Origin of the sequence: Microlunatus capsulatus (assembly GCF_017876495.1) — a bacterium.
Lineage (GTDB): Bacteria > Actinomycetota > Actinomycetes > Propionibacteriales > Propionibacteriaceae > Microlunatus > Microlunatus capsulatus.
In genome coordinates, this window is sequence record NZ_JAGIOB010000001.1 from 34,873 (window position 1) to 56,237 (window position 21,365).

Here is a 21,365-nt window from a genome sequence, read left to right on the forward strand (position 1 = left end):
AGATTGCCTTGTATCCCTAGTAGTGCGCAGGGGTACAGTTCTTCCTGTCACGAGTGCCAGCGTCAAGCCCCGGCTTGCTGGCCGGCAACCCTCCTCCGCGGTGGGGTGCCCCGGGTGAGGACACGGCTGGCGTCCGTCCGGACGCCGGCAAGCGCGGACCCCGGCCCGGGGTCCTGTTCCCGGAGGTCGTCGGCGATGAGCCTGCTCACCCACCCCAGCACCACCACGTCCCGCCGGCCGCCCGCGCCGGCCGCGCTGCTGCCCGTCGTCGGGGCCGGGCAGTCCGTGCCCCTCGTGGACGGCCGCAGCGCCCGCTACGTCCACCTTGACTACGCCGCCAGTGCGCCGGCCCTGCAGGCGGTGGCCGACCACGTCACCGCCGTCCTGCCCGCCTACGCCAGCGTCCACCGCGGGGCCGGCTACCTGTCCCAGGTGTCCACCCGGCTGCTGGAGCAGGCGCGCGGCGAGATCGCCCGCTCGGTCGGCGCCCGGGACGACGACGTCGTGGTCCTCACCCGCAACACCACCGACGCGCTCACCCTGCTCAGCACCGCCGTGCCGGGCGAGGTCGTCGTGCTGGACGTCGAGCACCACGCCAACCTGCTGCCGTGGCAGCGGGGCACCGCCCGCGTCGTCCCCGCGGCCGGCACGCTCGCCGCGACCGAGGCGGCGCTGGCCGCCGAGCTGGGACGGCGGCCCGCCGCGCTGCTCGCCGTCACGGGGGCGTCGAACGTCACCGGCGAGGTGCCGCCGCTGGCCCGGCTGGCCGCCCTGGCCCACGCCCACGGCGCCCGGATCGTCGTCGACGCCGCGCAGCTCGTGCCCCACCGGGGGTTCGACCTGGCGGGTCTCGACGTCGACTACGTCGCGTTCTCCGGGCACAAGCTGTACGCGCCGTTCGGCGCCGGTGCGCTGGTCGGCCGTCCCGACTGGCTGGACGCGGCGCCGCCGCACCAGCCCGGCGGCGGCGCCGTCCGCGAGGTGGGCACGACCGCCACCGTCTGGGCGCGCAGCCCGGAGCGGCACGAGGGCGGCACACCCAACGTGCTCGGCGTCGCGGCGCTCGCCGAGGCCTGCCGCGTGCTGGCGGCCGTCGGGTTCGACCGGGTGCGCGAGCACGAGGCCGTCCTGCACGACCGGCTGGTGCAGGGGCTGCGCGACCGCGGGATCGAGCCGCTGCGGATCTGGACCGACGCGCCCGACGTCGTCGGCGTCGTCAGCTTCACCGTCCCCGGCTCCACGGCCTCGCAGGTCGCCGCGTTCCTCTCCGCCGAGCACGGCGTCGGGGTCCGCGACGGACGCTTCTGCGCCCACCCGCTGCTGGCCCGGCTCGGGGCGTCCGACGGCGCCGTGCGCGCCAGCCTCGGCGTCGGCAGCAGCGCGGCCGACGTCGACCGCCTCCTCGACGCCCTCGACCGGCTGCGCGCCGACGGCCCGCGCTGGACCTACACCAGCTCCGGCGGCAGCTGTCGACCGTCGCCCGACCCCCGCCCCCTGCCCGCGTGGTGGACCGGTGACGACGGCCTCGACGGCCCGTCCGCCGCCCCGCCCTCGCCGTGCACCCCCACCCCCGCACCTCCTGGAGACCACCGATGACCCTCACCACCCCCGGCACCCGCTTCGCCGGCCCCGTCGACACCGAGCGCTACGGCGAGTACCGGGTCACCCGGCGCCCCGACGACCCGCGGCCGCTCTACCGCTTCACCGGCCGGCTCAGCTCCGACGGCTCGACCCCGTTCCACGCCGAGCCCGGCCGGTACCACCTCTACGCCGGCTGGTTCTGCCCCTGGGCCCAGCGGGTGGTGCTGCAGGTCGCGGCCAACGGCCTGCTGGCCGCGCCCGGCGGCGAGGGCGCCCTCTCGGTGTCCTACGTCGACGACGCCCGCGACGCCCGGGGCTGGGCCTTCCGCGAGACCCACGGCCCCGACCCCGTGAACGGGTTCACGCTGCTGCGGGACGCCTACGAGGCCACCGAGCCCGGCTTCGACGGCCACGTCAGCGTGCCGACGCTGTGGGACACCACGACCGGGCGCGTGGTCAGCAACGACTACACGACCCTCGGGATCGACATCGCCACCCAGTTCGGCGGCTCCCGGTGGCCCGGCGTGGACACCTACCCGGTGCACCTGCGCGAGGAGATCGAGGCCCTGGACGCCTGGGTCGGCCCCGCCGTCAACCAGGGTGCCGGCCGCGCCCGCGGCCAGGGGCCCGCCGCCGAGCAGGCCCGGGTCGAGCTGCGGGGCGCCTTCGACCGCCTGGACGCCCTGCTGGTGGACCGCAGCTTCCTGGTCGGCCACGGGCTGACCGAGGCCGACTTCCGGCTCTGGGTGAGCCTGGCCCGCTACGACGTGCAGACCAACGCCACCGGGGAGGTCGGGCCGCCGCTCAGCGCCTGGCCCGAGCTGGCCCGCTACGCCGGCTGGCTCGCCGACCTGCCCGCGTTCCGGGCCACCACGCGGTGGGCGAGCTTCACCGCCCCCGGCACCGCGCCCTCCTTCCTGCCCCCGGCCGCCGCCGCCACCGAGAGGACCTCCGCATGACGGGCCCGCTGCACCTCGCCGTCGCACTCGACGGCGCCGGGTGGCACCCCGCCGCCTGGCGGCTGCCGTCGGCCCGCCCCGCCGAGCTGCTGACCGCGGGCTACTGGACCGATCTCACCCGGCGCGCGGAGGAGGGCCTGCTGGACCTCGTCACCTTCGAGGACGCCCTCGCCCTGCAGCGCTCCGACCCCCGCGGCTCCGGCCCGGACGACCGCACCGACGAGGTCCGCGGGCGTCTCGACGCGGTGCTCGTCGCCGCCCGGGTGGCCCCGCTGACGTCGCGGATCGGCCTGGTGCCGACGGCGACGGTCACCCACACCGAGCCGTTCCACGTCTCCAAGGCCATCGCCACCCTGGACCACGTCTCCGACGGGCGCGCCGGCTGGCGGGCCCAGGTCTCCGTGCGGCCGGAGGAGGCGGCCCACGTCGGCCGCCGCGAGGTCCCGCGGGTGGACCTGCTGCGACCCGACGACCCGGCCACCCGCCAGCTCGTCGAGGACCTCTTCGCCGAGGCGGGCGACGCCGTCGAGGTGGTCCGCCGCCTCTGGGACAGCTGGGAGGACGACGCCGAGATCCGCGACGTCGCCACCGGCCGGTTCGTCGACCGCGACAAGCTCCACGCCGTCGACTTCGAGGGCCGCTGGTTCAGCGTCCGCGGGCCCTCGATCACCCCGCGGCCGCCGCAGGGGCAGCCGCTCGTCGCCGCCCTCGCCCACGCCGCGGTCCCGCGGGCCTTCGCCGCCCGCTCGGCCGACGTCGTCTTCGTCACCCCGTCCGACAACGCGGGCGCGGCGTCCGACGTCGCCGACATCACCCGGCACCGCGAGGCCGCCGGGCGTGCGGGGACCACCCACGTGTGGGCGGACCTCGTCGTCCTGCTGGACCCCGACGCCGACCGGGCGCACCGCCGCTGGCAGCAGCTCGAGACCTGGTCGGGGCGCACCTTCAGCAGCGACGCCGAGGTGTTCGTCGGCACCCCGCAGGGGCTGGCCGACCTGCTGCTGGCGCGGGCCGAGGCCGGCCTCACCGGCTTCCGGCTGCGGCCGGCCGCCCTGCCCGAGGACCTGGACGTGGTCGTCGACGCGCTGGTGCCGGAGCTGCAGCGCCGCGGGGCGTTCCGCACGGCCTACGAGGCCGACACCCTGCGCGGCCTGCTCGGCCTGGCCCGCCCGCTCAACCGCTACGCGTCCGTGGAGGACCTCCGATGACCGCACCCCGCAAGCAGATCCACCTCGCCGCCCACTTCCCGGGCGTCAACAACACCACCGTGTGGAGCGACCCGGCCGCCGGCAGCCACATCGCGTTCAGCTCGTTCGTGCACCTCGCGCAGACCGCCGAGCGCGCCAAGTTCGACTTCTTCTTCCTGGCCGAGGGCCTGCGCCTGCGCGAGCAGAACGGGCAGATCTACGACCTCGACGTCGTCGGCCGGCCGGACACCTTCACCGTCCTGGCCGCGCTGGCCGCGGTCACCGACCGGCTGGGCCTGGCCGGCACCATCAACTCCACCTTCAACGAGCCCTACGAGGTGGCCCGGCAGTTCGCCAGCCTGGACCACCTCTCGGCCGGGCGCGCGGCCTGGAACGTCGTCACCTCCTGGGACGCGTTCACCGGCGAGAACTTCCGCCGGGGCGGGTACCTGCCCCAGGACGAGCGCTACGCCCGCGCCCAGCACTTCCTCGACGCCACCTCCACCCTGTTCGACTCCTGGCGCGGCGACGAGGTGCTGGCCGACCAGCGGTCGGGCGCCTTCCTGTCCCGGCCCGACGTCGGACGGTTCGCCCACGCCGACCAGCACGTCGACATCGCCGGGGCCTTCACCACCCCGCGCAGCCCGCAGGGCCGGCCGGTGATCTTCCAGGCCGGGGACTCCGAGGAGGGCCGGGAGTTCGCCGCGGCCTCCGCCGACGCGATCTTCACCGGGCACTCCACCTGGGACGCCGGCCGCGCGTTCTACGCCGACCTCAAGGGCCGGCTGGCCCGGCACGGCCGCCGGCCCGAGCAGCTCGTCGTGCTGCCGGCCGCCACCTTCGTGCTGGGGGACACCGACTCCGAGGCCGCCGACCTGGCGCACGACGTGCGCCGGCTGCAGGTCAGCGGGCAGACGGCCATCAAGTTCGCCGAGCAGCTCTGGAACACCGACCTGTCCGACCACGACCCGGACGGCCCGCTGCCCTCGTTCGACCCGGTGGTGGGGGAGAACACGATCGCCCGCGGCCGCGCCAGCGTCCGCCGCTTCCGCGACCCGGTCGCCACCGCGCGGGAGTGGCGGGAGCGGGCCGAGGCCGAGCACCTGTCGCTGCGCGAGCTGGTCATCGAGATGACCGGGCGGCAGTCCTTCATCGGCTCGGCCGAGACGGTGGCGACGACGATCGACGCCTTCGTGCAGGGCGACGTCAGCGACGGCTTCATCCTCGTCCCCCACATCACCCCGGGCGGCCTCGACCGGTTCGCCGACGAGGTGGTGCCGCTGCTGCAGGAGCGCGGCTCCTTCCGCACCGAGTACGAGGGCACGACCCTGCGCGACCACCTCGGGCTCGACACCCCCGAACCCGCCGCCCGCCCCCAGCCCGGCGCCCCGCGCCCTGAGCCTGTCGAAGGGCTCGTGACGTCCACCGCCGCCCGGGCCGCCCGCCGGCCCTGAGCCGCGCGTCGCGCGCCGCACCCGCACCCGCACCCGACGACCCGTCCCTCCACTCCTGAAGGAACCCTCGTGAGCACGCCCCTCCGCCGTCCCGGCGCCGTCCTGCTGGTCCCCGCCCTCGCCGCCGCCCTCGCGCTGAGCGCCTGCGGCGGCAGCAGCACGACCGCCGGCACCGGCGACGCCGACACCTTCCGCTTCGCCCTCGCCTCCGACCCGGGCTGCCTCAACCCCCGCGTCGCCGGCAACAACGACGCCGCCTACCCCTCCCGCCAGCTGGTGGACTCACTCACCGACCAGGACCCCGGGACCGGGGAGATCAAGCCCTGGCTGGCCGAGACGTTCTCCGTCGACAAGACCGCCACCCGGTTCACCTTCACCCTGCGCGACGGCGTGACCTTCAGCGACGGCACGCCCCTGACCGCCGCCGTCGTGCAGCAGAACTTCGACGAGATCATCGCGAACGGCGCCGCGCAGGCGCAGTCGCTGCAGTTCCTCACCGGCTACGCCCGCACCGTCGTCGTCGACGAGCGCACCGCCCGGGTCGAGTTCGACCAACCCAACGCCCAGTTCCTGCAGGCCACCGCCAGCCACTTCCTCGGGCTGCTGGCCCCGTCGTCGCTCGCGGCGGACCCGGCGACGCGCTGCGACGGGAACATCGTGGGCACCGGCCCCTTCGTCCTCGACCACTACACGAAGAACACCGAGGTGGTGGAGACCCGGCGGCCGGGCTACGCCTGGGGGTCCTCCCTCTGGGACCACACCGGCGAGGCCGCCTCGGCGCGGCTCGACTTCAGGGTGATCCCGGAGTCCGGCGTGCGCTCGGGCTCGCTGCGCTCCGGCCAGGTGGACGCGATCAACGGGGTCCCGCCCCAGGACGAGGCGTCGCTCGCGGCCGGCGGGACCACCCTGCAGATCCGGCCGAACCCCGGGCTGGTGTTCACCCTCACCCCGAACATCAAGCGCCCGGCGCTGTCCGACGTCCGGGTCCGGCGGGCGCTCAGCCTCGCGGTCGACCGGCCCGCCGTCGTCGCGGCCGCGCTGAGCCCCAGCTTCGAGGTGGCCTCCAGCGCCGTCGCCGGCACCACGCCCGGCTGGGTCGACCTCAGCAGCCAGCTCACCCACGACCCCGCGGAGGCCGAGCGCCTGCTCGAGGCGGCCGGCTGGACGGAGGGGGCCGACGGCATCCGGCAGAAGGACGGCCAGAAGCTGCGCCTGGTGACCTACTGGGCGCCCGTCTTCAACCCCAACCAGACCGCCCTGGAGCTCATCCAGCAGCAGGCCCGCCAGGTGGGCATCGAGCTGGACCTCAACTCCCTGCCGGTCGGGGAGCTGCAGGCCAAGCTGGCGACGGGGGACTTCGACCTCTCGTGGGGCAACAGCACCCGGCCCGACCCGGACATCCTGCGCAACACCTACTGGCGCGACGGCGCCGCCCCGTACGGGATCGACGACCCCGCCCTGGTGAAGGCCCTGAAGGGGCAGCAGACGACGACGGACCAGGAGGTCCGGTTCGCCGACGCCGCCCGCGCCCAGCGGGTCATCGTCGATAAGGCCTACGGCGTCCCGGTCTTCGAGCTGACGACGGTGCTGGGGCTGCGGCCCGGCGTCACCGGCGTCCGGTTCGACTCCTACTCCCGGCTGCAGCTCGTCGCGGCCGCCGCCACGGGGGACTGAGCGGTGACCCGCTACCTGCTGGGCCGGGTCGGCCAGGCCGTCCTGGTGCTGTGGGCGGCCTACACCGTGGCCTTCCTCGTCCTGTACGGTCTGCCCGGGGACCCAGCGGCGCTCATCGCCGCCGGCGGGGACGTCGCCAACAGCGCGGCGACGCCGGAGCAGGTGGCCGCGCTGCGCGCGCAGTACGGCTACGACCAGCCGCTGGTCGTCCAGTACCTGCACCACCTCGGCGCCGCCCTCACCGGGGACCTCGGCACCTCGCCGCGGACGGGTCCCGTCGCCGCCTCGATCGCGCAGGCCGTCCCGCCGACCGCCCAGATCGCGGCCCTCGGGCTGCTGCTCTCGGTGGTCGTCGGCGGCGGGCTGGCCCTGACCGCCACGTTCGTCCGGACCCGCTGGCTGCGCCAGCTCCTGCTGTCCCTGCCCCCGCTGGGGGTCTCGGTGCCCAGCTTCTGGATCGGGCTGCTGCTGCTCCAGGGGTTCTCCTTCGGGCTGGGCTGGTTCCCGGCCTTCGGGAACGACGGCCCTGCCAGCCTCGTTCTGCCGGCGGTCACCCTGGCCGTCCTCGGCAGCGCCCTGGTCGCCCAGGTCTTCGCCCGCAGCCTGCGGGGCGAGGCCGCCGAGGCCTACGCCGACACCGCCCGGGCCAAGGGCGCCTCCCGGCTGCGGGTGCACCTGCGGCACACCGCCCGCAACGCCTCCCTGCCGACGTTCACCATCACCGGCCTGCTGGTCGGGCAGTTCCTCGCGGGCACGGTGGTCACCGAGACGGTCTTCTCCCGCGCCGGCCTGGGCCAGCTCACCGCGACCGCGGTCAGCACCCAGGACATCCCGCTGGCGCTCGGCGTCGTCGTCTTCGGCGCCGCGGTGGTGGTCGCGGCCAGCCTGGCCGTCGACCTCGCCTACCCGCTGCTCGACCCGCGGATGCGACGGGTGACCCGGCCGGCCCGCGGACCGGTCCCGGCGGTGGCGTCATGAGCCTCCTCGACACCCGCTCCGCCCTGCTGGACGACGGTGGCGTCCCGCCCGTGGCCGAGCCGGAGCCCGCCCGGTCCCGGCGACGGGGACGGTGGCGCCTGCTGCTGGCCCCCGGCCTGCTGGTCTCGGCGCTCTGGCTGCTCCTGGTGGTCGTCGCGGCGTTCGGGCCGGGCCTGCTCACCGCGACCGACCCGTACGCGGCCGACACCACGGCGCTGCTGCAGCCGCCCTCGGCCGCCCACTGGTTCGGCACCGACCAGATCGGCCGCGACCTGTTCAGCCGCGTCGTCCACGGCTCCGCCCTGTCGCTGCAGGCGACCCTGATCGCGGTGGCCGTCGGGGTGGTCCTCGGCGCCGCCGTCGGGCTGCTGGCCGGAGCCGCGGGCGGCTGGCTCGACGCGGTGCTGATGCGCGCCGTCGACGTCCTGCTGGCCATCCCCAGCCTGCTGCTCTCGCTCGCCCTCATCACGGTGCTCGGCCCCGGCACGGTCAACGTGGCCATCGCCGTCGGATTCGGCAGCGTGGCGGGCTGCGCCCGGATCATGCGGGCCGAGGTGCTCCGGGTCCGGCAGTCGGTCTACGTGGAGGCGGCGACCTCGCTGGGCGTCCGGCGCCGCACCGTGCTGCTCCGGCACGTCCTGCCCAACGCGGCCGGCCCGGTGCTGGTGCTCGCCGCGCTCGACTTCGGCACGGCCATCCTGGCGGTCTCCTCGCTGAGCTTCCTCGGCTACGGGGCCAAGCCGCCGACGCCGGAGTGGGGCTCCCTGGTGGCCGCCGGGCGCGACTTCCTGGGCAGCGGCTGGTGGCTCACCACGCTGCCCGGGCTCGTCGTCGTCGCCACCGTGCTCGCCGCCAACCGCATCGCCCGCGCCCTGGAGCGCGGCCGAGAAGGAGCTGACGCATGACCACCACCACGACCGCGCGGGAGCACGTCGCCGCGGACGCCGCTCCCGCCCCGGTCCCCGGCCGGGCGGCGGCTCCTGCCGAGCGCGGCCCGAGCCTGCTGCGGCTCGCCGGGCTGCGGGTGACCTACGGGAGCGGGGCCCGCGCCGTCGCCGCCGTCCGGGGCGTCGACCTCGAGGTCGACGCCGGGGAGACCGTCGCCCTCGTCGGGGAGTCCGGCTCGGGCAAGTCGACGACGGCCCACGCGCTGCTGGGCCTGCTGCCGCCCGCGGCACGGGTGAGCGCCGGCGCCGCGACGCTCGACGGCGAGGCCCTGCTGGCCCCGGGCCGCCGGCCGCCGCGCGGGCTGCTCGGCCGCCGGGTCGGCTTCGTCCCGCAGGACCCGATGACCGCCCTCAACCCGGTCCAGCGGGTCGGCGACCAGGTGGCGGAGGTGCTGCGGGTGCACGGCTTGGCCGACCGCGCCGGGGCGGCCGAGCGGGCCGTCGACGCCCTCGCCCGCGCCGGCCTGGACCGCCCGGCCGAGCGCGCCCGGCAGTACCCGCACGAGCTCTCCGGCGGCATGCGGCAGCGGGTGCTGATCGCCATCGCCCTCGTCGCCGAACCCGCCCTGCTGGTGGCCGACGAGCCGACCAGCGCCCTGGACGTCACCGTCCAGCGGGTGATCCTCGACCGGATCGCCGCGCTCAGCGCCGACACCGGGACCGGCGTCCTGCTCATCACCCACGACCTCGGCGTCGCCGCTCAGCGGGCGGACCGGGTGGTGGTGATGCGGGGCGGGGAGGTCGTCGAGCAGGGCCTGTCCCGCTCGCTCGTCGCCTCGCCCCGGCACCCGTACACGCGGGAGCTGCTGGCCGCCGCGCCCGGCCCCGGCTCGCCGGTGCTCGCCGCCCCGCGGCCGGCGGACGCGCCCGGCGTCGTGCCGCTGCTGGAGCTCCGCGCGGTGCGGAAGGAGTACCCGCTGCCCCGCGGCAGCGCCCAGGCCGTGCTAGCCGCCGTCGACGGCGTCGACCTCGTCGTGGGCCGGGCGGAGACCGTCGGCCTGGTGGGCGAGTCCGGCTCCGGCAAGTCGACGACGGCGCGGCTGGCCGCCCGGCTGGTGGAGCCGAGCGGCGGCGGCGTCCTCTTCGACGGCGAGGAGGTCGACGGGGTGCGCGGCGAGCGGCTGCGCCGGCTGCGCCGCCGCTTCCAGCTCGTCTACCAGAACCCGTACGCCTCGCTCGACCCCCGGCTGAGCGTGGGGGACAGCGTCGCCGAGCCGCTCCGGGCGTTCGGCGTCGGCCCCCGGCGCGAGCGCGGCGAGCGCGTCGCCGAGCTGCTGGAGCGGGTCGCGCTGCCGCGGGCGGCCGCCGACCGGCGGCCGGCCGAGCTCTCGGGGGGCCAGCGGCAGCGCGTCGCCATCGCCCGCGCGCTCGCGCTGCGGCCGGACCTGGTGATCTGCGACGAGCCCGTCTCGGCCCTCGACGTCTCGGTCCAGGCCCGGATCCTCGAGCTGCTCGTCGGGCTGCAGGCCGACCTCGGCCTCAGCTACCTCTTCATCTCCCACGATCTGGCGGTGGTGCGCCAGATCGCCCACCGCACCGCCGTGATGCGGGCGGGGCTCGTCGTCGAGTCCGGCCCCACCGAGCAGATCTTCACCGACCCCCGCACCGACTACACCCGCGAGCTGCTCGCGGCCATCCCCGACCCGCACGCCCCCCGCGCGCCGCGCCCCGCGGCGGAAGGACGACGACCATGACCTCCCTGCTCGACCCCTCCGGACCGCCCCCGGGCGTCCTCGCCCTGGCCGGCAACCCCCGCCCCGGGTCCCGCACCCTGCTGGTGGCCCGGACGGTCGCCGACCAGCTGGCCGACCGGCTCCACCTCGGCGGCACCACCGCCCTGGACCTCGCCGACGTCGCCGGTGAGCTGTTCGCTGCCGAGGCTCCCGCGGCCGACCGCTACCGGGCGGCGCTCGCCGGCGCGGCGGTCGCGGTGGTGGCGACGCCCGTCTACAAGGCCAGCTACACCGGCCTGCTCAAGGCGTTCCTCGACGGCCTCCCCACGGGCGGGCTGCGGGGGGTGCTCGCGGTGCCCGTCGTGGTCTCGGCCAGCCCCGCCCACTCCTTCGCGGCCGAGCACCTGCTGCGGCCGCTGCTCGTCGAGCTCGGCGCGCTGGTCCCCGCCCGCCCGCTGGCCCTGACGGAGGCGCAGCTCGGCGACCTCGACGCCGTGGTCGCCTCCTGGGCCGACGAGGCCGCCCCGCTGCTGGCCCGGCTGGTGCCGGCCCCGGTGCCGGGGAGCGACCGGTGACCGCCCGCTCCTGGCCGCCCGGCGCGGTCCCCGCCGAGCCGCTCGACCCCGGGGCCTTCCGGTCGGTGTTCCGCCGCCACCCGGCCGGGGTCGCCGTCGTCACCCTGGCCGACGGCGACCGCCCCGTCGGCTTCACCGCCACCTCGGTCATCTCGGTGTCCGCCGAGCCGCCGGTGCTGGTGTTCTCCGTCGCCGGCACCTCGTCCTCCTGGCCGGCGCTCTCCCGGGCGACCAGCCTGGTGGTCAACTTCCTCGCCGCCGAGCAGGTCGACGTCTCGGCCCGGTTCGCCACCAGCGGCATCGACCGGTTCGCCGGTGTCGCCTGGCAATGGCTGCCGAGCGGCGAGCCGGTGGTGGACGGGGTCCCCTCCTGGGTGCGCGGTGAGGTGCTGCAGCGCACAGCGGTGGGGTCGAGCTTCCTCGTCGCCGTCCTGGCCACCCGGGCCGAGCAGCGCGACGGGTCCGCGCCGCTCGTCTACCACGACCGCGCCTACCACCGGGTGGACGACGGCTCGGCGGTCTGACGCGTGTCGGACGCGGGCCCCTAGGGTGGTCCGGCGGCGACCCCGACCGGGGCCGCGGTGACGAGCAGCAGCGGAGGGACGCGATGCCCCCACGGTCCCGACGGGCGGGGCGCGAGCGACCCGTCGTCACCCAGCCGGAGGGCCCCGTCCTGGTCGTCTGCCGCGGCGGCGACTGCGGCAACCGGACGCTGTTCCCCGGCACGGACCACGTCGGCCAGCTGCGGGCGCTCCGGGCCGGCGTGGTGGGGACGACGGCGAGGGTGCTGACCAGCCCCTGCCTGGACGCGTGCGAGCACGCGAACGTCGTGGTGGTGCTGCCCGGCCGCGCGGGCCGCGAGCGGGGCGGGGAGCCCGTGTGGGTCGGCGGCGTGCTGGACCCGGCCGTCACCGACGACCTCGTCGCCTGGGTCGCGGCCGGCGGACCCGCCGTCGCCGAGCCGCCCGTCCTCGTCGACATCGCCCGCGTCCGGCCCAGCCGGCAGAGCCGCCAGGAGCTGGACGAGGTCCTGGAGGGCTGACGGGGTGTGACAGCCCCGCGCCCGTGGGTACCGGGGCCTGGCAAGCCGCACCCGACCCGTGTCCGGGTGCGGCCCAGGCTGGGAGGGTTGAGAGGACAGCCCTTCCGGTCGTCGCCCTCTACCGGTGCGCGGACGCGGACGGATGCACCCGTGGTGCGGCGGAGTGGTCGAGGTCGGCGACGGGTCGGGCGCGAGCCGCCCCGTACCGTCGGGGTGTGCCGCTCACCCAGGTCGCCGGTCTCGCCGTCCGCTCGTGGGGTGACGTCGCGCCCGACCGGCCCGCCGTCCTCGCCCTGCACGGGCTCACCAGCACGTCGGCGGTGTGGGCCGACCTCGCCGCCCGGCTGCCCGGCGTGCCCGTGCTGGCCCCCGACCTGCCCGGTCGCGGCGGGTCGGTCGACGTGGCGGTCGCGCCCGGCCTGCCCGGGCTCGCCGCCGCCGTCGTGCGGGCCGTGGACGCGCTGGGGCTGCGCCGGCTGGTCGTCGTCGGCCACTCGATGGGCGCCTTCCTGGCCCCGCTGGTGGTCCAGCAGCTGGGCGCCCGCGCGGAGGCCGTCGTCCTGCTCGACGGCGGTGTGCCGCCCGAGCCCTCGGCCCTGCTGCGCCCCCTCGTCGTGCGTGCGCTGTTCACCGTCCAGCTGCGCCGGCTCGTGCGGACCTGGCCCGATGTCGAGCGCTACACCCGGGCCGCCGAGGGCGGCGCGGCCGACCACCGCCCCGACCTGCACGCCGGCTTCCGGGCCTGGTCCGAGGCGGTCCTCGCCCCGCACGCCGGCGGGTTCCGGCCGCGGCTGGACGTCCGCCGGATCGTCGCGGACGCGGTCGACAGCCTCACCCGGCCCCCGCACCTGCACGTGCTCCGGGGGAGCGCCGCCCCGGTCCACCTGCTCGCCGCCGCCCGCGGGGCCGACGACGGCCGGCCCGCCTTCCTCTCCGACGCGGCCGTCGCCGCCGGTCGGGTGGTCCTGCCCGACCTCAGCTGGGAGCGGGTGCAGGCCAACCACGCCACCCTGCTCTTCGAGCCGGCGACGGCGGCCGTCGTGACGCGCCTGCTGGCGCGGTAGCCGATCTGGGCGCGCGCCGCCGGTCGCGGCCGGTCGTGACCGTTCACCGGCCCGCCCCCCGCGGTCGACCCGCTGGACCACGGCCGTTCACCGGCGTCGTCCAGGGTGTGCCGGTGACGACACCGGCCTGCTCCCGCCGGGGCGGGCCCGCGGCGCCGGACGGCCCGTCGGCCGACCCCGCCGCGACGACCCGGCCCGAGCGCCCGCGGGTGCGCGGGCGGACCGACGACCTGCGCTACCAGGCCAACGCCGAGGACCCGGGCCGGGCCCGCTGGCCCGAGCTCAAGGCCCGGATCAGCACCGCCGGCTTCGACCCCGGCGCGGCCTGACCGACCTCGAGGATCCCCCCTCGGACCGGGATCCGGTCGGGCGTGGCCGCGCCCGAGTGAGGGCAGGCTAACCTCACCTGCACGGGTGTCGCACCGGCGTCCGTTCCGATCGAGGGAGGGCGTCCATGGCGGAGGCGACGGCCCGGCGGCCGAGCCGGGCCACGAAGGCCGAGCACGTCGGCATGGGGATGTACGAGGCGGTGGTGGCGCGCACCCGCCGGCTGACCCCGCACCTGGTCCGCGTGACGCTGGCCTCGGAGGAGCTGCGCGGCTTCCGCGACGACGGCCCCGACCAGCGGTTCAAGCTGCTGCTGCCGCACCCGGGACAGGAGCGGCCGGTGCTGCCGGACCGCGAGGACTGGTACGAGTCGTGGCGGGCGATGCCCGTCGACGTCCGGCCCGTCATGCGGACCTACACGATCCGGACGGCCCGTCCCGAGGAGGGCGAGGTGGACGTCGACGTCGTCCTGCACCAGCCGTCCGGGCCGGCCTCCAGCTGGGCCGCCGCCGCCGCGCCGGGGGACCGGGTTGCGCTCTACGCCGCCTGGGCCGAGTACGAGGTCGCCCCGGACGCCGGCCGCCAGCTGGTCGCCGGCGACCACACCGCGCTGCCGGCCATCGGGGCCATCTGCGAGCGGCTGGACGCCGGCGCGCAGGCCGACGTCCTGGTGGAGGTGGCCGGTCCGGAGGAGCGGCTCGAGCTCTGCACCCCGCCCGGGGTGGTGCTGCGCTGGCTGGACGCGGTGCCGGGGCGCCCGGGGGCCGCGCTGGCAGCCGCCGTCGGGGCGCTGCCCGTCGACATCGGCTTCGGGTACGCCTGGGTCGCGGCCGACCGGGACACGGTCGCGCAGATCCGCCGGCACCTCGTGGGCGCCCGCGGTCTGGCGCCCGAGCAGGTGATGTTCATGGGCTACTGGCGCACCGACGGGGCGATCGATGAGTGAGGTCAGCCGCCGGGCCCTGCTGGGCGGGCTGCTCGGCACCACGACGCTGCCCGCGGCCTGCGGGAGGGCCAGCGAGGACGGGACGCCGGGGCCCGGGGGCGCGACGGCCGCCGGCGGCACCCGGACCGTCGAGTCCGCCCGCGGACCGGTGGAGATCCCCCGCGCGCCCCGCCGGGTGGTCTGCACCGACTTCTACTCCACCTACGCGCTGCTCGACGTCGGCTTCACCCCGGTCGGGACGGCGGAGGCGACGGTCGGGGGCGTGCTGCCCGCCCAGCAGGCCGCCTACGACGCGTTGACCAAGGTCGGCACGACCACCGAGCTGCGCTACGAGGCGATCGCCGCCCTGACGCCGGACCTCGTCCTCGGCACCCTGGTCCCCGGCCTGGCCGAGGACCTGCCCGAGAAGCTGGCCGCGATCGCCCCGACGGCGCTGTTCGCCGCGAGCAGCCCCGGGGACTGGAAGCAGCGGGCCGTCCGCGCCGCCGACGCCGTCGGCCGCCGTGCCGAGGGCGAGGCGCTGGCCCGGGCCTACGACGCGCGGGTCGCCGAGCTGCGCTCGACGCACGCCGAGCCGCTGGGCCGGCTCACCTGGGCACTCGTCCGGGCCAGCACCGACGGCACGGTCTTCGTCGACGGGGCGACCTCGTGGAGCGGGGTGGTCCTGGCCGACCTCGGCGCCCGGCTCACAGCGGCGGCGCCCGCCGACGTCCCGACCACCCCGATCTCGGCCGAGCGCTACGACGGCCTCGCCGACGCCGACGTCGTCCTCTCCCTGGCCGACGCCACCGGCCGGCCCGACCCGCGCACCGCCGACGCCCTCGGCCAGGCCGCCTTCACCCGGACCGTCGACGCGGCCCGCCAGGTCCCGCTGTCCAGCTACTACGCCGCGCACTACCTCGACGGCCAGGCCGTGCTGGACCAGGTCGAGGCGGTCCTCGAGCAGAGCTGAGCGGATCGTGGTGGGTCGTGCCGCGATGTCGCGGCACGGTCCGCCACGGTCATGGGTCGGGGTCCGGCGGGGCGGGGGCTGCTAGGTTCGGCGGTACGAGCTGGTCGTGCACCCGGGAGGGTGACAGGGAACCCGGTGGGACTCCGGGGCTGGCGCGCAGCGGTGAGGGTGACGTGGGTGGCGTGAGACCACTGGGACCGGTGAGGTCCTGGGAAGGTGCCATCGGCGGGTGATCCCGAGTCCGAAGACCTGCCGGCTCGCTGTCCGCCGTCAGGACCTCGCGACCTGGGTCCCCCGACCGAAACGAGACTGGTGTGCCCGCACCGACCCTGCCCGCCGTCGACCCCGTCCTCGACGCCCTCGCCCGTGACCCCGTCCGGCCCCCCCTGCACCGGCCGCACCCGCGCGCCGACCCGGTGGACCGGCCCTGGCGGACGTTCGCCGACCTCGCCGACGTCCCGGCCTGGGCCGACGTCGCCGACCGGTACGCCCGAGCCGTCGGCACCGCGCACCGAGCGGTCGGCGGGGCCTGCGCCCTGCAGCACTGGAGCGGGGACTGGCTGGCGCTCGTCCTCCCCGTCTGGCTGCGGACCGGTGCCCTGCTCGACCTCTCCGCCGACCGCTGGTGGGTGTGGTGGGACGCGCGCGGGATGCCCGCCGGCCTCGCCCTCGACGCGGCCGTGGCCGCGGTCGCCCCCGCCCCCGCCGACGTCGCCGTGGCCGTCGTGGCGGCCGCCCGGCCGGTCGTCGACGCCGTCTCCGCCGCCACCCGGATCACCCCGAAGCTGGCCTGGGGCTCGGTGGCCACGTCCTGCGCCGGCGTCCTCGCCACCGTCCACCGCAGCCTGGCGCCGCCGCGGCGGGCCGCGTTCGCCGACCTCGCGGAGGCGGTGCTCGACGCCCCGGCCTGGCCGCACCGGCCGCTGCTGAGCCCCGTCCTCGTGGAGGCCGACGACGGCCTGCGGCTGGCCCACCGCCGGCACACCTGCTGCCTGATCCGGCTCGGCGGCTCGCGGGCCTGCGCCTCGTGCCGCGACCTGCCCGCCGACGAGCGCGACCGCCGCACCACCGCCGCCGTCCGGCGCCTCGACCCCGGTCCCGAGACCCCGCTGTGGCCCGGCCTGACCGCCGCCGGACCCGTGTCCGGCCGCCGGCCGTGACCCCGCCGACCCCGGCTGCACCGCCGTCCCCCTCCCCGCCGAGCCCGCACCGACCCAGCCCCAGGAGCACACCGTGACGTCCCGACCCCCGGCCCCCCGACCCCTCGCCGCCCGCCGGGCCCGGCGCCGGCCCGCCCCGGCCGCCGTCGGGCTGCTGGCGCTGGTCCTCGTCGCCTGCGCCCCCGCCGGGTCGCCGCCCGAGCCCGCCGGCAGCGCCACCGGCCCCGCCGGGACGGTGACGGTCGACAACTGCGGCGCGCCGGCGACGTTCCCGTCGCCGGCCCGGCGGATGTTCGTCAACGACAGCAACCTGACGGCCCTGAGCCTGGCCGTCGGGGCCGCCGACCAGATCGCCGCCGTCACCAGCCTCGAGGACGACGTCGACGTGCTGACCCGCAAGTACGGCGACGTCGTCTCCCGGCTCCCGCTGGTCTCTGCCGAGTACCCGACGATGGAGAACGTCGTCGCCGCGCGGGCCGACGTCGTCGTCGCCGGCTGGAACTACGGCTACAGCGACTCCACCAACCTGACGCCGCAGACCCTCGCCGAGCGGGGGGTGGCGGGCTACGTGCTGAGCGAGAGCTGCCGGCGGCCCGACGGCACCCGCGGCACGATGGACCCCTGGGAGGCGGTCCGCGCCGACCTGCGCAATATCGGCGCGATCACCGGGCACCCGGGCACGGCCGCCGACGTCGTCGCCGACACCGACCGCCGCCTGGACGCGCTCCGGGCGGCGCCGCAGCCGGCGGAGAAGCCGGTGGTCTTCGTCTTCGACAGCGGCACCGACGCGATCTTCTCCTCGGGTGCCTTCGGCGGCCCGCAGGCCGTCATCGAGGCGGCGGGGGGGACCAACGCGCTCGCCGACGTCGAGGACACCTGGACCGAGGTGCCCTGGGAGCGGCTGGCGACCGCCCGCCCGGACTACATCGTCTTCGTCGACTACCCGGGCCAGACCGTCGCCGAGAAGGAGCGGGTGCTGGCCACCCACCCGGCGAGCCGGGACCTGCCGGCGGTCCGGGAGAAGCGGTACCTCTCGCTGCCCTACGCGCTGTGGACCAGCGGACCGCTCAACATCGACGCCGCGGAGCACCTGCGCCACGGCCTCGAGCAGGCCGGGCTGGTGCCGCCCAGCGCCGTCCGCCCCGCGCTCGACCTGGGCTGAGCCCGGACCGGTCGCGCCGGCGGGTCGCCGCTCAGCCGGGCGTGGAGCCCGCGGTCGGGGCCCCGCTGGGCGGCGAGCCGCCCGGTCCGCCCGACGGCGCGCCGGAGGGCGGGGCGCCACCGGGCCCGCCGGCGCCGCCACCGGGAGCCTGGCCGGCGACCGGCTGCGTACTGGTGTCGATCCCGACGGCGAGCCGCACCGTCAGCCCGCCCGCGACGTCGCCGGTCACCGTGCCCAGCTGGTTCGCCCCGTCGTCGTCGCCGAAGACGTTGTCGTCGGCCAGGCTGACGCCGTCGAGGTTCGCCACCGAGGCCGCGTAGCCGTCCGTGCCGTAGACCTGCCGGCAGACGTCCTCGGGCAGCGCGACCTGGGAGGTGGCGATCGCCGCGGTGGCGTCGGCGGTGCTGGCGACGTCGGGGTAGACCTCGAAGTGGACGTGCGGCCAGCGGCCGCTGTAGCAGCCGGGGAAGACGCTGGTGAAGGTCACGGCGCCGTCGTCGTCGGCGACCTGGACCCCGCGCAGGTAGTTCTCCCCGGTGATCCCGTCGGAGTACAGCGAGTAGCCGCCCTCCCGCGTGCAGTGCCAGACGTAGACCGCGGCGCCGGTGAACGGCGACCCGTCGGCGAGGTCCACCAGGTCCAGCTGGAGCGTCATCGCCACCCCCTCGGCGGTCCCGTCGGCGTCGCCGAAGCTCGAGCGGATGTCGCGGCGGACGATGCCCGACTGCTCCAGCACGTCCGGCCCGTTGGACCCGTCCCCGGGGTAGGGCCCGGCCGTCTCGTCGGGGATCTCGGCCAGCGCGCCCGCCGCCGCCGACGGCGACCCGGAGGTCGCGGCGGTGGCGCCGCAGGCGGTCAGGGTGACGGCGGTGGCGCCGAGGCCGGCCGCCCGCAGCAGCCGCCGCCGGCTGAGCAGGGTGACGACGTCGAAGGGGAGCCCCTGGTCGGTCAGCTCCTCCTCGGTGCGGTCGAGGGGGCGACCCTCGTAGGTCGGGCTGGGGTGGGGCTGGCTGGGCACGGTCGCTCCTGGGTCGTCGGTCGGGTGTGCCCTGACCGTAGGGAGCGCGGTTGTCCACCGACCCGGGTCGGGCTGTGCGCCCGCTGTGAGGGCTCCGGACGACGACGGGCCGGGGGCGGTCAGGCCCCGAGCAGCCGGCGGCCCGCCTCCACCCGCTCGGCGGGCACGGCTGCGTCGGAGGCGAAGGCCACGAGTGTCTGCACGTCGGTCCTGACCGGTCGGGCGCCCGCAGGCGTCGGGAAGGGCGATGATGCCGCAGCCCGGTCAGCCCCTGTCGGCGGGTGCCTCCGGCCCGGCGTCCGGGTTCGCCGCCCGACCGGCCTGCGGATGCGGCCGGCCGGGGGCGGTCCGCCCGGGTGGCCGCCCCGGCTGCGAGGATCGGCGGGTGGACCCGATGCTGCTGGTGATCCTGGGCGTGCTCGGCTACCTGCTGGCCGGCGCGGTGACGGCGCGCGTGCTGTGGCACCTCCGGCACGAGACGGTCGCCGGTCCCCGCGACACGGCGGCGGTCCTGCTCGGCTGGCCGCTGGTGCTGGCGATCGCCGGCGGCACCTGGGCCGTCGACGGGGTCCACCAGCTGGTGACCCGGCCGACGAGCGAGGAGCGGCTCGAGCAGCAGCGGGAGGCGCTGCAGCGCCGGATCCGGCAGCTCGAGCGCGACCTCGACCAGGCCGTCGACGACACCACCGCGCTCGCCGACCCGGTGGTCCCCGAGCCCGGGCGCCCCGACCCGCGGCGCCCGCCGGCCGACGGGGGCTGAGCCCGCGGTCGTTGCCGGACCGGCAACGGGGCTGGCCGTCCGCTGGAGCGGGGGACACCCTGGAGGCGTGCGCGACCCCGACACCTCCGGACCCACCCCCGAGCCGTCCGGGCCTGCCCGTGACCCGTACCGCGGAGACCCCGGGGCCCGGGACGCCTGGGACGAGCGCTACGCGGGGGAGACCCGGCTGTGGAGCGGGGCGCCGAACGGCGCGCTGGTGGCCGAGGTGGCCGCGCTCCCGCCCGGCCGGGTGCTCGACGTGGGCTGCGGGGAGGGGGCGGACGTGGTCTGGCTCGCCGGCCGCGGCTGGGACGTCACCGCCCTGGAGGTCTCGGGCGTGGCCCTCGCCCGGGCGGCGGCGCACGCCCGCGACGCCGGCGTCGACGCCCGCTGGGTGCACGCCGGGCTGGTGGAGGCGGCAGCGGGGCTGACCGGCTTCGACCTCGTCTCGGCCCAGTACCCCGCCCTGCCGGCGACGCCCGACGCCGCGGGGGAGCGGGCGCTGCTCGGCGCCGTCGCCCCGGGCGGCCTGCTGCTCCTGGTGCACCACGCCGGTGTCGACGAGGCGACGGCCCGCGCGCACGGCTTCGACCCCGACGACTACGTCGGCCCGGGCTCGGTGCGCCGCCTGCTCGACGACGGCTGGGCCGTCGAGGTCGACGAGGACCGCCCGCGGGTGGCGCCGCCCGGCGGCGCCGGCGCCCACCACACCCACGACCACGTGCTGCGGGTGCGCCGGCTGCGCTGAGCCCGGCTCAGGACGCGCTGCCCCCCGCGGGCTCGACGTCCTCGGGCAGCGGGTAGATGATGCCGCGCAGCTCCTGGGCGATGGTGTCGGTCTGCTCCACCAGCGGCCGGACCTCGGCGGCCAGCTGCGGGTGGCTGCTGCTCAGCTGGCTCATCCCCAGCGTCAGGCCGTAGAGCCGGTGCAGGGTGAGGTCGCCGACCTGGCGCGCCATCCGCTCGCGCTCGTCGGCGGTGCCGACCCGGCGCTCGGCCACCGCCAGGGCCGCGGAGCTCTCCACCAGCGCGCTGCGCATCGTCTCGGCCGCGGCGGCGATCGTGCGCACCTCGGACGGCCCGGCGACGGTGATCGGCCGGCTGCGGTCCCCGGCGGCCACCGCGGCCAGCTCGTCGACGAGCCGGCTCAGCGGTCGGGTGGTCCGGCGCGCCAGGGCGAACGCCGTCCCCACCCCGACGGTGACGGCGAGCAGCGCGGCCAGGGTCGTGGCGACGTTGGCGCGCTGCTGCGCCGCGGCCACCTGGGCCAGCCGGTCCTGGGTGAGCTGGCTCACCCGGGACGCGACGTCGCCCAGCCGCTGCCGCAGTCCGTCGAACAGCTCCTTGCCCCGGAGCGCGAACGCCTCGGTGTCGGCCGTGGACACCGGACCCTGCCGGCGAGCGGCCAGCTCGGGCTCGGCGACCTCCTGCTGCCAGGTGCGACCGGCCTCGGCGGCCGAGGCCAGCAGCGCGGTGGCCGTCGGGTCGGTGTCCAGCAGCCCGGTCAGCTGCTGCTGCAGCCGGTCGCTCTCCTCGCGTCCCCGCTCGTAGGGCTGCAGGAAGGTGTCCAGCCGGGTGAGCGCGTAGCCGCGCTGGCCCGACTCCTGGTCGACGTAGGCCCGGGTCAGGTCGGCCACGGCCGTCTGGGCCGGTCGCAGCCGCTCGCGCAGCTCGGCGCGGACGTCGCCGACCTGCAGCCGCTCCCAGGTGGTGACGCCTGCGCTGAGGACGGTCATGGCCACCAGCAGCGCCATGCTCGAGAGGATCGCCTGCCGCAGCGTCAGCTCGCGGCCCGAGCGGGACCAGAGGCTCCTCACCGCCGCGCTCCGTTCACGGCGTCCCCGCGGCGCGGACCGCGTCCCCGCGCAGGCGGCCGGTGTCCGCCGACCTGCTCGTGGCGGTGCCG

21 protein-coding genes and 2 riboswitches are annotated in these 21,365 nt (G+C 77.1%); of the genes, 19 read left to right on the plus strand and 2 right to left on the minus strand.

The genetic code is table 11. The features are described from left to right. The first annotated feature begins 45 nt into the window (after positions 1-45). A riboswitch (SAM riboswitch) is annotated at positions 46-160 on the plus strand. Between the two features lie 35 nt (positions 161-195). The 17 genes from JOF54_RS00210 (at position 196) to JOF54_RS00290 (ending at position 17,681) form a co-directional block, all read left to right on the plus strand. Beyond that, positions 196-1,596: an aminotransferase class V-fold PLP-dependent enzyme gene (locus tag JOF54_RS00210; RefSeq protein WP_210051869.1), complete on the plus strand. Its 1,401-nt coding sequence runs from the start codon at positions 196-198 to the stop codon at positions 1,594-1,596. After that, positions 1,593-2,540 carry a glutathione S-transferase C-terminal domain-containing protein gene (locus tag JOF54_RS00215; protein ID WP_210051871.1) on the plus strand — a complete coding sequence of 316 codons (948 nt, stop codon included), beginning with the start codon at positions 1,593-1,595 and terminating at the stop codon, positions 2,538-2,540. Before JOF54_RS00210 ends, JOF54_RS00215 begins: the two co-directional genes overlap by 4 nt. Beyond that, positions 2,537-3,748 (plus strand): LLM class flavin-dependent oxidoreductase, encoded by a 1,212-nt coding sequence (locus JOF54_RS00220; RefSeq protein WP_210051873.1) that lies wholly within the window; start codon positions 2,537-2,539, stop codon positions 3,746-3,748. The genes JOF54_RS00215 and JOF54_RS00220 overlap by 4 nt, the downstream gene beginning before the upstream one ends. Then, positions 3,745-5,181, plus strand: a complete 1,437-nt coding sequence (locus tag JOF54_RS00225) for an NtaA/DmoA family FMN-dependent monooxygenase (RefSeq protein WP_210051875.1) — start codon at positions 3,745-3,747, stop codon at positions 5,179-5,181. The genes JOF54_RS00220 and JOF54_RS00225 overlap by 4 nt, the downstream gene beginning before the upstream one ends. Before the next feature lie 69 nt (positions 5,182-5,250). After that, the gene (locus tag JOF54_RS00230; protein ID WP_210051878.1) at positions 5,251-6,855 is read left to right on the plus strand and encodes an ABC transporter substrate-binding protein; all 1,605 of its coding nucleotides are present in this window, start codon (positions 5,251-5,253) and stop codon (positions 6,853-6,855) included. A gap of 3 nt (positions 6,856-6,858) precedes the next feature. Beyond that, positions 6,859-7,833 carry an ABC transporter permease gene (locus JOF54_RS00235; protein ID WP_210051880.1) on the plus strand — a complete coding sequence of 325 codons (975 nt, stop codon included), beginning with the start codon at positions 6,859-6,861 and terminating at the stop codon, positions 7,831-7,833. After that, complete coding sequence (locus tag JOF54_RS00240) at positions 7,830-8,738, plus strand: ABC transporter permease (protein ID WP_210051881.1); 909 nt, start codon at positions 7,830-7,832, stop codon at positions 8,736-8,738. The genes JOF54_RS00235 and JOF54_RS00240 overlap by 4 nt, the downstream gene beginning before the upstream one ends. After that, complete coding sequence (locus JOF54_RS00245; protein ID WP_210051883.1) at positions 8,735-10,474, plus strand: dipeptide ABC transporter ATP-binding protein; 1,740 nt, start codon at positions 8,735-8,737, stop codon at positions 10,472-10,474. The genes JOF54_RS00240 and JOF54_RS00245 overlap by 4 nt, the downstream gene beginning before the upstream one ends. Beyond that, a complete protein-coding gene (locus JOF54_RS00250; protein WP_210051885.1) occupies positions 10,471-11,028 on the plus strand; it encodes an NADPH-dependent FMN reductase in 558 nt (185 codons plus the stop codon). The genes JOF54_RS00245 and JOF54_RS00250 overlap by 4 nt, the downstream gene beginning before the upstream one ends. Continuing rightward, positions 11,025-11,552 carry a flavin reductase family protein gene (locus JOF54_RS00255; RefSeq protein ID WP_210051887.1) on the plus strand — a complete coding sequence of 176 codons (528 nt, stop codon included), beginning with the start codon at positions 11,025-11,027 and terminating at the stop codon, positions 11,550-11,552. The genes JOF54_RS00250 and JOF54_RS00255 overlap by 4 nt, the downstream gene beginning before the upstream one ends. A gap of 83 nt (positions 11,553-11,635) precedes the next feature. Then, positions 11,636-12,070, plus strand: a complete 435-nt coding sequence (locus JOF54_RS00260; protein ID WP_210051889.1) for a (2Fe-2S) ferredoxin domain-containing protein — start codon at positions 11,636-11,638, stop codon at positions 12,068-12,070. A gap of 215 nt (positions 12,071-12,285) precedes the next feature. Next, positions 12,286-13,134 carry an alpha/beta fold hydrolase gene (locus JOF54_RS00265; RefSeq protein WP_210051891.1) on the plus strand — a complete coding sequence of 283 codons (849 nt, stop codon included), beginning with the start codon at positions 12,286-12,288 and terminating at the stop codon, positions 13,132-13,134. 113 nt (positions 13,135-13,247) lie between these two features. After that, on the plus strand, positions 13,248-13,463 hold the full coding sequence (locus JOF54_RS00270) for a hypothetical protein (protein WP_210051893.1): 216 nt from the start codon (positions 13,248-13,250) through the stop codon (positions 13,461-13,463). Between the two features lie 125 nt (positions 13,464-13,588). Continuing rightward, a complete protein-coding gene (locus tag JOF54_RS00275; RefSeq protein WP_210051895.1) occupies positions 13,589-14,407 on the plus strand; it encodes a siderophore-interacting protein in 819 nt (272 codons plus the stop codon). After that, positions 14,400-15,359, plus strand: a complete 960-nt coding sequence (locus JOF54_RS00280) for an ABC transporter substrate-binding protein (RefSeq protein WP_210051897.1) — start codon at positions 14,400-14,402, stop codon at positions 15,357-15,359. Before JOF54_RS00275 ends, JOF54_RS00280 begins: the two co-directional genes overlap by 8 nt. Positions 15,360-15,443: 84 nt before the next feature. Next, positions 15,444-15,630, plus strand: a riboswitch (cobalamin riboswitch). A gap of 43 nt (positions 15,631-15,673) precedes the next feature. Continuing rightward, positions 15,674-16,519: an IucA/IucC family C-terminal-domain containing protein gene (locus tag JOF54_RS00285; protein WP_210051899.1), complete on the plus strand. Its 846-nt coding sequence runs from the start codon at positions 15,674-15,676 to the stop codon at positions 16,517-16,519. A gap of 151 nt (positions 16,520-16,670) precedes the next feature. Next, a complete protein-coding gene (locus JOF54_RS00290) occupies positions 16,671-17,681 on the plus strand; it encodes an ABC transporter substrate-binding protein (protein WP_372443501.1) in 1,011 nt (336 codons plus the stop codon). Positions 17,682-17,712: 31 nt separating this feature from the next. On the opposite strand, the gene JOF54_RS00295 is transcribed toward JOF54_RS00290, so the two are convergent. Continuing rightward, positions 17,713-18,699, minus strand: coding sequence for a dioxygenase family protein (locus tag JOF54_RS00295; protein WP_210051903.1), 987 nt, complete (start codon positions 18,697-18,699; stop codon positions 17,713-17,715). A gap of 385 nt (positions 18,700-19,084) precedes the next feature. On the opposite strand from JOF54_RS00295, the gene JOF54_RS00300 reads away from it, so the two are divergent. Further along, positions 19,085-19,459 (plus strand): hypothetical protein, encoded by a 375-nt coding sequence (locus JOF54_RS00300; protein ID WP_210051905.1) that lies wholly within the window; start codon positions 19,085-19,087, stop codon positions 19,457-19,459. Positions 19,460-19,526: 67 nt separating this feature from the next. Next, positions 19,527-20,207 carry a class I SAM-dependent methyltransferase gene (locus JOF54_RS00305; RefSeq protein ID WP_210051907.1) on the plus strand — a complete coding sequence of 227 codons (681 nt, stop codon included), beginning with the start codon at positions 19,527-19,529 and terminating at the stop codon, positions 20,205-20,207. A gap of 7 nt (positions 20,208-20,214) precedes the next feature. Here JOF54_RS00305 and JOF54_RS00310 read toward each other — a convergent pair whose 3' ends face one another. Then, on the minus strand, positions 20,215-21,276 hold the full coding sequence (locus JOF54_RS00310) for a CHASE3 domain-containing protein (RefSeq protein WP_210051909.1): 1,062 nt from the start codon (positions 21,274-21,276) through the stop codon (positions 20,215-20,217). Between the last annotated feature and the right edge of the window lie 89 nt (positions 21,277-21,365).